The sequence below is a fragment of the Variovorax sp. OK212 genome (genome assembly GCF_900112425.1).
Taxonomy (GTDB): domain Bacteria; phylum Pseudomonadota; class Gammaproteobacteria; order Burkholderiales; family Burkholderiaceae_C; genus Variovorax.
Genome location: NZ_FOLP01000002.1, coordinates 378,726 through 391,373, shown reverse-complemented (window position 1 = coordinate 391,373; position 12,648 = coordinate 378,726). Strand labels below are relative to the sequence as shown.

Genomic DNA, 12,648 nt, shown 5'->3' with positions numbered 1-12,648 from the left:
AACAAGGAGTCCAACATCATGAGCGTCACACGTTCCAATTTCTTCAAATGGGCCGCCGCCGCAGCCGTGGCAGCCGGTGCATTGTTTGCAGCCACTTCGGCCAGCGCCCGCAGCGACGTGAGCTGGTCGATCGGTGTCGGGGTGCCGGGCGTGGCGGTGGGCGTGGGCGCTCCCGCCTACTACCCGCCGGCTCCGGCGTACTACCCGCCCGCTCCGGCTTATTACCCGCCGGCCCCGGTGTACTACGCACCTCCGCCGCCGGTGTATTACCGTCCGGCCCCCGTGTACTACGGCCCGCCGGCCTATTACGGCCCGCGCTACTACAACCGCGGCTACTACCGCGGCCACGGCCACTGGCGTTAAATTGCCACAGCATTCGTGACTGAATGAAAAAAGCCGGCTCCGAAAGGGCCGGCTTTTTTGTGGGCGCAAGGCCCTGGAATTTCACATCGCACGAAACAGGTGGGCGTAGAGCCGGCTGACCGGAATCTTCTCGGCCCGCCCGCGCAGCGTCAGGTGCATCTTGCCGGCCTCGTCGCGGTGCACCGACTCGATGGCCGCGCTGCGCACCACCACCGCGCGGTGCACCTGCCAGAAGGTGTCGGCGTCGAGCTGGGGCAGCAGCTGCTTCAGCGGCGTGCGGATCAGGTATTCGTGCGTGGCGGTGAGCACGCGCAGGTACTTGTCGGCCGCCTCGAAATACAGCACCTCGTCGATGGGCACCATGCGCACGGTGCTGCCGCCGGCATCGCTCGCGGCAATGATGCGCAGCGGGGCGACAGCGGGCGCGGACGCCGCCGCGCCGCCTCCTGCGGCGCCGAGCACCTGGCGCCATTGCGCGAGCGTGCGTTCCAGCGCCTCGTCGGGCACGGGGGAAGAAGGAGATGGCGACGATGCATGCGCCGCCAGCGCCTGCTGCAGCCGGCCGACCGTCTTGCGCAGGCGCTCGGGCTGCACGGGCTTCAGCACGTAGTCGATGGCCTGGGCCTCGAAGGCGCGGGCGGCGTATTCGTCGTAGGCCGTGACGAACACCAGCTGCGGCATCGGCGCCTCGTCGGCGGGCCAGCAGTCGGCCAGTTCGGCGGCGGCGCCCAGGCCGTCGAGGCCGGGCATGCGGATGTCGAAGAACAGCACCTGCGGCAGCAGGCGCAGCGCCTCGCGCACGGCGCTGCGGCCGTCGCCGGCGGTGGCCACGACCTGCAGTTCGGGCCAGGCGGCGGCCAGTTCGGCCTTGAGGGCCTGCGCGAGCAGGGGTTCGTCTTCGGCGATGAGGGCGGTGGCTTGCATGTTGTTCTTGTGAGGGGGGTCAGGCAGGCAGCGGAAAACTCAGCGTGGCGCAGGTGCCGCCGGCCGGGTCGGGCGAGGGTGCCAGGGCCATGCGGCTGCGCTCGCCGTACACGGTGGCCAGGCGCTCGCGCACCTGTTCCATGCCGAAGCCGCTGCCGCCGTCCGACGGCGCAGCCGCACCGAGCCCGACACCCGTGTCGCTCACCTCGATGACCAGCCGGTCGGCGTCGCGGTGCGCGCGCACCGCGATGCGCCCGCCCTCCACCTTGGGCTCCAGCCCGTGGCGGATGCTGTTTTCCACCAGCGGCTGCAGCAGCAGCGGCGGCACGGGCACGTCGCGCAGGTCGTCCGGCAATTCGAGCGTGTAGCGCAGGCGCTCGCCCATGCGCACCGACATCAGCTCCAGGTAGTCGCCCAGCCGGTCGAACTCGGCCGACAGCGGATGCGACAGCGCGCGCGAGCCGCTGAGCGTCACGCGCAGGTAGCTGTTGAGCCGGTCGAGCATGGCCACGGCGCGCGGCGGGTCGATGGTGATCAGCACGCGCAGGTTGGCCAGGGTGTTGAACAGCATGTGCGGCTCCAGCTGCGTCTCGAGCAGCTTGAGCCGGGCTTCGGTGGCGTCGCGCTGCGCCAGGTCGATCTGGCTTTGCAGGTGCTTGCTCTTGCCCAGGCTGTAGAAGAAGAAGCACATGCCGATCGTCGCGACGACGGTGATGACGACCCCCGTGGCCAGCTTGTGGCCGCCGAACGCCAGGAAGTCGAAGGCCGGCGCGCCGGTCCATGCGTCGCCGATGAAGTTGCCGCCCATGAAGCCCAAGGTCACGCCGACGACCACCACCACGTAGCCCCGGCCGCCCAGCGGCCAGCGGATGTCGCGGTGCCCGGTGATCAGCAGCCGGGTGGTGTCGATGAACAGCCAGCTGATGAGGCCGATCGACAGCGAATAGACCAGGTGCGCCGCCCAGCCGCCGCCGTCGGTGATGGTGAGCGCGCAGGCAATGAGGCAGCAGAAGACGGCGGTGATCAGGCCATGCCGCAGCATGTCCCGCAGGTTCTCGCCCCCGAACCTGGGGAAGGCTGCAGGTGGGCCCACGCTCATCCGCGGTCCCCGGCGCCCAGCGCGCGGCGTTCGCGCTCCACCAGCCGCTCGTAGAAGCCGCCGCCGGCCACGAACCAGACCACCGCGCCATGGATCAGCAGCCCCAGGCCCCAGCCCATGAGCGGGTACATGGCCCAGGTGTGGCCCCGGGCGGCCGAGATCGTGACCAGGCCGAGGTTGACCAGCACGTAGACGAAGGCGTGGATGTACCAGCCCATCTTGGCGCCGGCGCGGCGGCGGGCACGGCGTTCGATGTCCGAAGCGGAGGGAGTGGGCGAGGTGTAGTTCATGACAACTCCTTGTTGTACTGCACGGGAATGAAATCGGACGCTGCCGTTGCTGCCGTTGCTGCCGTTGCCGCCGCTGTGGCTGGCGTGGCCGTTGCGGCTGGCGCGGCCTGCGCGTGCGCCGGTGCCACGTTCAACGCCGCGCGCTGGCGCAGCTCCTCGGTCGTATCGCCCGGCCCGTCGGGCTTCCACCCCGGCGGCTTCACCAGGTAGCCGGCGAAGGCGCGCAGCGAGCGGGCCGAGGCCAGGTCGCGCAGCAGGGCGCGCCACTGGCCGAACTCGATCTCCAGCAGGTTGTGCGAGGTGATCGGGTTCACCAGGCCGTAGCGGCAGGGCAGGTCGGCGCGCTCGGGAATGCAGGTGCCGAACAGGCGGTCGAACACGATGAGCACGCCGCCGTAGTTGCCGTCCAGGTACTCGAGGTTCGAGGCGTGGTGCACGCGGTGGGCCGAGGGTGTGTTCAGCACCCATTCCAGCGGGCCGAGGCGCGGGATCCAGGTGGCGTGGATCCAGAACTGGTACAGCAGGTTCAGCGTGAGCATCAGCAGCACCACCCTGGGCGGCATGCCCAGCAGCGGCGCCAGCATGAAGAAGGCCAGCGTGCCGGTCAGGCGGCCGGTCCAGCCGAAGCGGTAGGCGGCCGACAGGTTGAGCTGGTTGGGCGAGTGGTGGACCGAGTGGGTGCACCAGAACCAGCGCACCCGGTGGGCCGCGCGGTGGTACCAGTAGTAGCAGAACTCCTGGCCCAGGAAGCAGGCGGCCCAGCCGCTCCAGTGGTCCATCGGCAGGGTGAACAGGCGGTGGGCGTAGAACCAGTCCATCGCGCCGGTCCAGAACGCCAGCGGCAGCAGCCAGCGCAGCGGGTATTCGCGCACCAGGAAGTCGAACACCGAGATGCCGGCCGCCTTCCAGTCGTAGCTGCGCCAGCCGTTGCGCCAGGACAGCACCAGCGCCTCGGCAATGGAGGCGGCGAGCACCACCGTCACGGAGATCTTGAGGATCAGCAGGAGTGCGTTCATGGCGGTGGTGTCGTGAGGGGCCTGGCGGCGGGTGGCCAAGGAATCTTAGGCCGCGCGAACCGCGCCCGACATGGCGTCAGTACGGATGGCGAGCTTCCACAGGCGCACCGCGCGGGCCGCGAACACGCCGCTGAACGCGCCGTACAGCACCGGGATCACGAGGCCGAGGGTGGCTTGCTGGCGCAGTTCGGGGTGCATGGCCAGGGCGGCGCCCACCACGTACTTGGTCAGGAAGATGCCCATCATCAGCATCAGGGGCACCGGGCTGCCGGCCACGTGGAACCGGCGCTGCGCGGCGTCGTAGCGGGTGGTGGCGGGCAGCGGGCGCTGCAGCACCAGCGCCAGCATGGCGACCGCGGCGGCGGCCCAGCCCAGCAGCGCGCCGAACGAGTCGCCGAACACCGAGACCACGCCGTAGACCGAGAGCGCGCCCATGGCGACGGGCATCAGCGTGACGCGGCTCAGGCCCACGCTGTTGGTGAGCAGCTGCTTGGCGCCGATCCACAGCAGCAGGAAGAAGACGGCGAACACCCACTTGGGCGTGTGAAGGACGATTTGCATCAGCATGGTGGCGCTCCGGTGACAGAAGGTTGAAGGGATCTGGAAGGGAAGACGAAGAGGGGGCGAAGAGGGGGCGACGAGGGGACGTTCAGGCATCGAATCGATGGAGCGGACTGTGCCGGCGCCCGGACGCACCCGCCACCGGCGTGCGACGGAATGCGCGCCGGCGGCGCGAGTTGCCGCCAAACAGCGCCAAACAGCGCCAATGGCTGACGGCCCGCGGGCGGCGGCGCTGGCAACATGTGACAGCTTTACCGTCGCTTTACGGCCCAGCAAACAGCCCGACTACCATTCCGCGTGTACTACGCTGGTTCGCACCCCTGCACCTTCCGCACGCACCGCCCATGGAACAAGAAAAACCAACCGAGCCCCTGCCTTCCAACGTGTCGCCGACACATCCCCCGGTGCGCAGGCGCCGCTGGGTGGGCGGCCTGCTGACCTTGCTGCTCTTGGTGGCGCTGGGCGGCAGCGCCTGGTATCTGATCCAGCGCTCGAAGACGCCGGCGGCCGGTCCGGGTGCGGGGCCGGGCGGCGGGCGGCCGGGAGGCGCCGGAGGTCCAGGCGGCCCCGGCGGCCCTGGAGGTCCGGGCGGGCGCGGCGGCGGCGCGGCCTCCAGCACGGTCGGCATCGCCACCGCCAAGCAGGCCGACATTCCGGTGCAGCTCGAGGCGCTGGGCACGGTCACCCCGGTGGCCAACGTGATCGTGCAGCCGCAGGTCTCGGGCGTGCTCACCGCGGTGCTCTTCCAGGAAGGCCAGATGGTCAAGAAGGGCGACGTGCTCGCCACCATCGACCCGCAGCCGTTCCAGAACGTGCTGGCGCAGGCCGCCGGCGCACGCCAGCGCGACGAGGCCCAGCTGGCCGCGGCGCGCGTCACGCTGCAGCGCTACCAGACGCTGCTCGGCCAGGACTCCATCGCCCGCCAGGACGTCGACACCCAGGCCGCGCTGGTCAAGCAGCTCGAAGGCACCGTGGCCATCGACCGCGCCAACGAGAACACCGCCAAGCTCAACCTGACCTGGAGCCGCATCACCGCGCCGGCCAGTGGGCGCATCGGCCTGCGACCGGTGGACGCGGGCAACTACATCTCGACCGGCACCACCAACGGCGTGGCGACCATCACGCAGATCGCGCCGATCGACGTCGAGTTCTCCATTCCGCAAGACCGCGTGCCCGAGGTGCAGGAGCGGCTGGCGCAGGGCGCCAAGCTGGACGCCACCGCCTTCGACCGCACGCGCACGCGCCGGCTGGCCGGCGGCATGTTCGCCACGCTCGACAACCTGGTCGACACCGCCACCGGCACCGTGAAGGCCAAGGCCCGCTTCACCAACGCCGACAACGCGCTGTTCCCGAACCAGTTCGTCAACCTGCGGCTGCTGCTGCGCACCGTGAGCGGCGCGGTGGTGGTGCCGGTGACGGCGCTGCGCCACGGCCCCAACGGCGACTACGTGTACGTGCTGAACACCGACAGCACCGTGTCGCAGCGCACGGTGACGCGCGGCGAGTCGAGCGTGGACAACGTGGCGATCATGTCGGGCCTGGAAGCCGGCGAGCAGGTGGTGACCGAAGGCGGCGACCGGCTGAAGGACGGCGCGCGGGTGCAGACCATGGCCGACCGGCCGGCGGTGCCGGCGTCGGGCGCGGCATCGGGTGCGCGCCGTGGCAACCGGGGCGAGCGCGGCGAACGCGGTGCGGGTCGCCGTGAAGGTGCAGCAGGGCAGGGCGGCCAAGGCGCAGCGGGTACAGGTGCAGGCGGTGCCCGCAGCGCCCCGCCGGCCGAGTCGCCCACCTCGCCGCCGGCCACCTCGGTGCCGCCGGCCGCGCCCGACCTGAAGCCCGGCTCGCCGCCACCCGCCCAGGGCGGCGCGATCCGCTGATCCGTTCGCCGACCCGTTCCTCCAAGCGCCGCGCCCGATGAGTCCTTCTCGCCCGTTCATTCTTCGACCGGTGGCGACCTCGCTGCTGATGGTCGCCATCGTGCTGGCCGGCCTGGTGGCGTTCCGCTTCCTGCCGCTGTCGGCCCTGCCGCAGGTCGACTACCCGACCATCCAGGTGCAGACGCTCTACCCCGGGGGCAGCCCCGAGGTCATGAGCAACACCGTCACCGCGCCGCTGGAGCGCCAGTTCGGCCAGATGTCGGGGCTCGACCGCATGAGCTCGACCAGCGCCGCCGGCGTGTCGATCATCACGCTGCAGTTCTCGCTGGGCCAGACGCTGGACGTGGCCGAGCAGGAGGTGCAGGCCGCCATCAACGCCGGCGGCTCGCTGCTGCCGGCCGACCTGCCGGCGCCGCCCGTGTACGCCAAGGTGAACCCGGCCGACGCGCCGGTGCTCACGCTGTCCATCACGTCCGACACGCTGCCGCTCACCGAGGTGCAGAACCTCGTGAACACCCGCCTCGCGCAGAAGATCAGCCAGGTCTCCGGCGTGGGGCTGGTGTCGCTCAGCGGCGGGCAGCGCCCGGCGGTGCGCATCCAGGCCAACACCCAGGCGCTGGCGGCCAACGGCATCGGGCTGGACACCTTGCGCACGGCGATCTCGGCGGCCAACTCCAACGGCGCCAAGGGCAGCTTCGACGGCCCCAAGCGCGCGTACACCATCAATTCGAACGACCAGCTGCTCACGGTCGAGGACTACAAGAACCTCATCGTCTCTTACAAGAACGGCGCGCCGATCCGCATGGTCGACGTGGCGCAGGTGATCAACAGCGCCGAGAACAACCAGCTCGCCGCCTGGGCCGGCAACAAGGCCGACGGCACCGCCAGGCTGTCGCCCGCGATCATCATGAACGTGCAGCGCCAGCCCGGCGCCAACGTGATCGCCACCGTCGACGCCATCAAGAAGCAGCTGCCCGACCTGCAGGCCGGCCTGCCCGCCGGGCTGAAGATCGAGGTGCTCAGCGACCGCACCGCCGGCATCCGCTCGTCGGTGGAGCACGTCGAGATGGAACTCGTGCTGGCCGTGCTGCTGGTGGTGCTGGTGATCTTCGCGTTCCTGGGCAGCCTGCGCGCCACCGTCATCGCCAGCATCGCGGTGCCCATCTCGCTGATCGGCACCTTCGGGCTCATGTACCTGCTGGGCTACAGCCTGAACAACCTGAGCCTGATGGCGCTGACCATTGCCACCGGCTTCGTGGTGGACGACGCGATCGTGATGATCGAGAACATCGCGCGCTACATCGAGGAGGGCGAGAAGCCGCTGCAGGCCGCGTTCAAGGGCGCCACGCAGATCGGCTTCACCATCATCTCGCTGACCGTGTCGCTCATCGCGGTGCTGATTCCGCTGCTGTTCATGGGCGACGTGGTGGGCCGGCTGTTCCGCGAGTTCGCGGTGACATTGGCCATCACCATCCTGATCTCGGCCGTGGTCTCGCTCACGCTGGTGCCGATGATGTCGGCGCGCTGGCTCAAGCACGAGCCCAGGAAAGACCCGGCCGGCCACGGCTTCGGCGCGCGCGCGCAGCGCTTCTTCGACGGCGTGATGGTGCGCTACGACCGCTCGCTGCACTGGGTGATCGCGCACCAGCCGCTCACGCTGCTGGTGGCGCTGCTGACCATGGTGCTGACGGTGGTGCTGTACCTGTCGATCCCGAAGGGCCTGTTCCCCACGCAGGACACCGGCCAGCTGCAAGGCCGCGTGCAGGCCGCGCAGGACGTGTCGTTCGACCGCATGGCGCAGTTGCAGCAGCAGGCCGCGCGCGCCATCCTCGAAGACCCCGACGTCGAGAACCTCAGCTCGTTCGTGGGCGTGGACGCGGCCAACAACACGATGCTGCACACCGGCAGCATGCTCATCAACCTGAAGAAGGACCGCGGCCACCAGCAGGACGTGATGGACCGGCTGCGCGAGCGCGTGCGCCAGGTGGCCGGCGTGACGCTGTACCTGCAGCCCACGCAGGACCTGACGATCGACGCCGAGACCGGGCCCACCGAGTACCGCGTGTCGCTGGAAGGCGTGGACAGCGCGGCCATCACCGAGTGGATGAAGAAGCTGGTGGCCAGGCTGCAGGACTCGGACAAGGTGCGCAACGTGAGCAGCGATGCCGGCGCGCAGGGCCTGGCGGCGTTCGTGAACGTGAACCGCGACACGGCGGCGCGGCTGTCGATCACGGCCAGCACGGTGGACGACGCGCTGTACAGCGCGTTCGGGCAGCGCATCGTGTCGACCATCTTCACGGAGACCAATCAGTACCGGGTGATTCTCGAAGCCCGTCCGGGGATGGTGAACACGCCGCAGACGCTGGGGCAGCTGAACCTGATCGCCGGCTCCGGCACGGCGACGCCGCTGTCCGCGATTGCCGAGATCTCCGAGCAGCAGGCGCCGCTGCAGATCACGCACGTGGCGCAGTACCCGGCCAGTACGCTGAACTTCGATACGGCGCCGGGGGTGTCGCTGGGCACTTCGGTGGATGCGATTCGCGCGGCTGCCAAGGAGATCGGGTTGCCCGGGAGCGTGACGATGACGTTCCTGGGGGCTTCGGGGGCCTATGAGAAGTCGCTGTCGAACCAGCTGTGGCTCATCCTGGCGGCGGTCGTTTGCGTGTACATCGTGCTGGGGGTGCTGTACGAGAGCTACGTGCATCCGCTGACGATCTTGTCCACGCTGCCTTCCGCCGGCGTGGGTGCGCTGCTGGCACTGATGATCACGGGCAACGACCTTGGGGTGATCGGGATCATCGGGATCATCCTGCTGATCGGCATCGTGAAGAAGAACGCGATCATGATGATCGACTTTGCGATCGACGCCGAGCGGACTCAGGGGAAGTCGCCGCGTGAGGCGATTCACCAGGCTGCGTTGCTGCGGTTTCGGCCGATCCTGATGACCACGCTGGCGGCCTTGTTTGCCGCTGTGCCGCTGATGCTGAGCTTTGGGGATGGGGCGGAGTTGAGGCGGCCGCTGGGGCTTGCGATCTTTGGCGGGCTGATTGTCAGCCAGCTGCTGACTCTGTTCACCACGCCTGTGATCTATCTGGCGTTCGATCGGTTGGGTGGAGGGTCTCGGCGGGCTGTGATCGAGGAGGAGGCGGTTTGAATCGTTTTGCCTCCTGCTGCTTGTTTGCTTCCCGAGGCCGGGTCTCGCCCGCCGGGGCGAGACCCGGCCCCCGCCCTCCGCAAGGAGAGCAGCAATGAATCTCTCCAAGCCGTTCGTCCGCCGCCCCATAGGCACGGTACTGCTCACGATAGGTGTGGCGCTCGCGGGCATAGCCGCATTCTTCGTCCTGCCAGTCTCCCCACTCCCCCAGGTCGACTACCCCGTCATCTCGGTCAGAGCATCGATCCCCGGCGCGAGCCCGGAAACGATGGCCACCAGCGTCGCCACCCCCCTGGAGCGGCACCTGGGCACCATCGCCGGCGTCAACGAAATGACGTCCACCAGCTCCGTCGGCTCCGCCCGCGTCACGCTGCAGTTCGACCTGAGCCGCAACATCGACGGCGCCGCGAGAGAAGTGCAGGCCGCGATCAACGCCAGCCGCGTCGACCTGCCGGCCACGCTGCGAAGCAACCCGACCTACCGCAAGGCCAACCCCGCGGCGTCGCCGGTGATCATCCTGGCGCTCACGTCCAAGACCAAGACGCCGGGCCAGATCTACGACGCGGTGTCGAACATCGTGAGCCAGCGCCTGTCGCAGGTCGACGGCGTGGGCGACGTGGAAATCGGCGGCGGCTCGCTGCCGGCCGTGCGCGTCGAGCTGCTGCCGTTCGCGCTCAACCGCTACGGCATCAGCACCGACGACGTGCGCGCCGCCATCCAGGCCTCCAACGCCAACCGGCCCAAGGGCACGGTGCAGGGCGATGGGCGCAAGCTGCAGATCTACACGCAGACGCCGGCGCTGCGCGCGAGCGACTACGCCTCGATGGTCATCGCCTGGCGCAACGGCGCGGCGGTGCGGCTGCAGGACGTGGCCGAGGTGCTCGACGGCGTGGAGGACACGCGCACGCTCGGCCTGTTCAACGGCGAGCCCGCGATCATCGTGCTCATCACGCGCCAGCCCTCGGCCAACATCATCGAGACGGTGGACAGCGTGCGCGCGCTGCTGCCCGAGCTGCAGGCGCAGCTGCCGCCCGACGTCACGCTGCAGGTGGCCTCGGACAGCACCAACTCCATCCGCGGCTCGCTGCGCGAGGTCGAGCTGACGCTGGTCATTTCCGTCATCCTGGTGGTGCTGGTGGTCAGCCTGTTCCTGCGCAGCGTGCGCGCGACCATCGTGCCGGCGGTGGCCACGGTGGCGGCGCTGCTGGGCACCTTCGGGGTCATGTACCTGCTGGGCTTCAGCCTCAACAACCTGAGCCTGATGGCGCTCACGGTGGCCACGGGCTTCGTGGTGGACGACGCCATCGTGGTGCTGGAGAACACCAGCCGGCACATCGATTCGGGCATGACGCGCATGAAGGCGGCGCTGCTCGGCGCGAAGGAGGTGGGCTTCACCGTGCTGTCGATCAGCGTGTCGCTGGTGGCGGTGTTCATTCCGCTGCTGTTCATGGGCGGCCAGGTGGGCCGGCTGTTCCGCGAGTTCGCGGTGACGCTGTCGGCCGCGGTGATGATCTCGCTCGTCATCTCGCTGACCACCACGCCCATGATGTGCGCGTGGATGCTCAAGCCCGGCGGCGAGCACGACAAGAGCAAGCCGCAGGGCCGGTTCGGCCGCATGGCCGCGCGCAGCTACGACTGGGTGCTCAAGCGCTACGAGACCAGCCTGGACTGGGCGCTCGACAGCAAGGGGCTGGTGATGCTGATCCTGGTGGCGGTGGTGGGGCTGAACGTGTACCTGTTCACCGCCGCGCCCAAGGGCTTCTTCCCGCAGCAGGACAGCGGGCAGCTCAACGGCGGCCTGCGCGCCGACCAGAGCATCTCGTCGCAGGCGCTGGCCGCCAAGCTGCGCCAGGTGGTGGACATCATCCGCAAGGACGAGGCGGTCGACACCGTGGTGGGCTTCACCGGCGCGGGCCGGGCCGGGGGCGGCTTCATGTTCGTCAACCTCAAGCCCGCCAACCAGCGCAAGGACAGCGGCATGGCCGTCATCGCGCGGCTGCGTCCGCAGCTCAACGAGGTGACGGGCCTGCGCGTGTTCCTGGGCACGGTGCAGGACGTGCGTTCGGGCGGGCGCGCGAGCAACTCCACCTACCAGTACACGCTGAAGAGCGACAGCCTGGCCGACCTGCGCACCTGGGCCGTGAAGCTGTCCGACGAACTGAAGCTGCAGCCGGTGCTGACCGACATCGACACCGACCAGGACCAGAACGGCGTGGAGACGGTGGCCAAGATCGACCCCGACAGCGCGCGGCGGCTGGGCCTCACCTCGACCTCGATCGACAACGCGCTGTACAACGCCTTCGGCCAGCGGCAGGTGGCGACCATCTACACCGAGCTGAACCAGTACCACGTGGTGATGGAATGGGCGCCGCGCTACACGCGCAGCCCCAACGCGCTGCGCGACATCTACGTGCCGGCCACCAGGACCTCGGTGGTGGCGGGGCAGACGGTGACGACGCAGGTGGCGGCATCGACCGCGACGGCGTCGACATCGTCTTCGTCGAGCAGCTCGAGCGCCGCCGTGCCCGTGTCGGCCAACCCGGCGCTGCGCAACGCCTCGTCGGGCAACGTGCTGAGCAACACGGCCACCAACCTGGTGCCGCTGTCGGCGGTCGCGAAGTTCGAGGAGCAGTCGGTGGCCACCTCGGTGAGCCACGAAGACGGCGAGCTGGCCACCACCATCTCGTTCAACCTCGCCGAAGGCGCCAACCTGGGCGACGCGCGCGAGGCCATCGCCAAGGCCGAGGCCAACATCGCCATGCCCACCAACGTGCGCGGCGCATTCGCGGGCACGGCGGCCAGCGCGCAGCAGTCGCAGGGCCAGCAGGTCATGCTGATCGCGGCGGCGCTGCTGGTCATCTACATCGTGCTGGGCATCCTGTACGAGAGCCTGGTGCACCCGATCACCGTGCTGTCGACGCTGCCGTCGGCCGGCGTGGGCGCGGTGCTGGCGCTGCTGATGTTCCGCATGGAGTTCTCGATCATTGCGCTGATCGGCGTGTTCCTGCTGATCGGCATCGTGAAGAAGAACGCCATCCTGATCATCGACTTCGCGCTGGAGGCCGAGCGCTCGCGCGGGCTCACGCCGCTGGAGGCGGTGCGCGAGGCCTGCCTGCTGCGCTTTCGCCCGATCCTGATGACCACGCTGGCCGCCGCGCTGGGCGCGCTGCCGCTGGCCATCGGCTTCGGCGAGGGCGCCGAGCTGCGCCGGCCGCTGGGCGTGGCCATCATCGGCGGGCTGATCGCGAGCCAGCTGCTCACGCTGCTGACCACGCCGGTGGTCTACCTGCTGCTCGACAAGCTGCGTCGCCGCGGCAGGAACGAACAAGAACTGAGCCGTGCAACGCCGGTCTGAGAACAACAC

Annotated in this window: 9 protein-coding genes; 4 read left to right on the top strand and 5 right to left on the bottom strand. The window is 69.3% G+C overall.

All coding sequences use genetic code 11. The annotated features are described in order from the left end of the window. The first annotated feature begins 18 nt into the window (after nucleotides 1–18). Nucleotides 19–363, top strand: a complete 345-nt coding sequence (locus BM004_RS08390) for a hypothetical protein (protein ID WP_093128409.1) — start codon at nucleotides 19–21, stop codon at nucleotides 361–363. A gap of 81 nt (nucleotides 364–444) precedes the next feature. Here BM004_RS08390 and BM004_RS08385 read toward each other — a convergent pair whose 3' ends face one another. Genes BM004_RS08385 through BM004_RS08365 form a run of 5 tightly spaced genes read right to left on the bottom strand, consistent with a single transcriptional unit; the run spans nucleotide 445 to nucleotide 4,349 of the window. Continuing rightward, nucleotides 445–1,287, bottom strand: coding sequence for a LytR/AlgR family response regulator transcription factor (locus BM004_RS08385; RefSeq protein WP_093212525.1), 843 nt, complete (start codon nucleotides 1,285–1,287; stop codon nucleotides 445–447). A 19-nt stretch (nucleotides 1,288–1,306) separates the two neighbouring features. Next, complete coding sequence (locus BM004_RS08380; protein WP_093128724.1) at nucleotides 1,307–2,329, bottom strand: sensor histidine kinase; 1,023 nt, start codon at nucleotides 2,327–2,329, stop codon at nucleotides 1,307–1,309. Nucleotides 2,330–2,382: 53 nt separating this feature from the next. After that, the gene (locus BM004_RS08375) at nucleotides 2,383–2,676 is read right to left on the bottom strand and encodes a 2TM domain-containing protein (RefSeq protein WP_093128413.1); all 294 of its coding nucleotides are present in this window, start codon (nucleotides 2,674–2,676) and stop codon (nucleotides 2,383–2,385) included. Beyond that, nucleotides 2,673–3,692, bottom strand: coding sequence for a sterol desaturase family protein (locus BM004_RS08370; protein WP_093213046.1), 1,020 nt, complete (start codon nucleotides 3,690–3,692; stop codon nucleotides 2,673–2,675). The genes BM004_RS08375 and BM004_RS08370 overlap by 4 nt, the downstream gene beginning before the upstream one ends. Before the next feature lie 45 nt (nucleotides 3,693–3,737). Next, nucleotides 3,738–4,349, bottom strand: a complete 612-nt coding sequence (locus BM004_RS08365; protein ID WP_371268923.1) for a DUF6622 family protein — start codon at nucleotides 4,347–4,349, stop codon at nucleotides 3,738–3,740. 248 nt (nucleotides 4,350–4,597) lie between these two features. On the opposite strand from BM004_RS08365, the gene BM004_RS08360 reads away from it, so the two are divergent. The 3 genes from BM004_RS08360 to BM004_RS08350 all read left to right on the top strand — a co-directional run bounded on the left by BM004_RS08360 (nucleotide 4,598) and on the right by BM004_RS08350 (nucleotide 12,639). Then, a complete protein-coding gene (locus tag BM004_RS08360; protein WP_093212522.1) occupies nucleotides 4,598–6,130 on the top strand; it encodes an efflux RND transporter periplasmic adaptor subunit in 1,533 nt (510 codons plus the stop codon). A 37-nt stretch (nucleotides 6,131–6,167) separates the two neighbouring features. After that, nucleotides 6,168–9,284, top strand: coding sequence for an efflux RND transporter permease subunit (locus tag BM004_RS08355; protein WP_093128420.1), 3,117 nt, complete (start codon nucleotides 6,168–6,170; stop codon nucleotides 9,282–9,284). A gap of 94 nt (nucleotides 9,285–9,378) precedes the next feature. Next, nucleotides 9,379–12,639, top strand: a complete 3,261-nt coding sequence (locus BM004_RS08350) for an efflux RND transporter permease subunit (RefSeq protein ID WP_093128421.1) — start codon at nucleotides 9,379–9,381, stop codon at nucleotides 12,637–12,639. Nucleotides 12,640–12,648 lie beyond the last annotated feature (9 nt).

Coding starts and splice junctions, on each gene's coding strand:
- BM004_RS08390 (WP_093128409.1), top strand. CDS start 19: ATGAGCGTCACACGTTCCAATTTCTTCAAATGGGCCGCCGCCGCAGCC.
- BM004_RS08385 (WP_093212525.1), bottom strand. CDS start 1,287: ATGCAAGCCACCGCCCTCATCGCCGAAGACGAACCCCTGCTCGCGCAG.
- BM004_RS08380 (WP_093128724.1), bottom strand. CDS start 2,329: ATGCTGCGGCATGGCCTGATCACCGCCGTCTTCTGCTGCCTCATTGCC.
- BM004_RS08375 (WP_093128413.1), bottom strand. CDS start 2,676: ATGAACTACACCTCGCCCACTCCCTCCGCTTCGGACATCGAACGCCGT.
- BM004_RS08370 (WP_093213046.1), bottom strand. CDS start 3,692: ATGAACGCACTCCTGCTGATCCTCAAGATCTCCGTGACGGTGGTGCTC.
- BM004_RS08365 (WP_371268923.1), bottom strand. CDS start 4,349: ATGCCTGAACGTCCCCTCGTCGCCCCCTCTTCGCCCCCTCTTCGTCTT.
- BM004_RS08360 (WP_093212522.1), top strand. CDS start 4,598: ATGGAACAAGAAAAACCAACCGAGCCCCTGCCTTCCAACGTGTCGCCG.
- BM004_RS08355 (WP_093128420.1), top strand. CDS start 6,168: ATGAGTCCTTCTCGCCCGTTCATTCTTCGACCGGTGGCGACCTCGCTG.
- BM004_RS08350 (WP_093128421.1), top strand. CDS start 9,379: ATGAATCTCTCCAAGCCGTTCGTCCGCCGCCCCATAGGCACGGTACTG.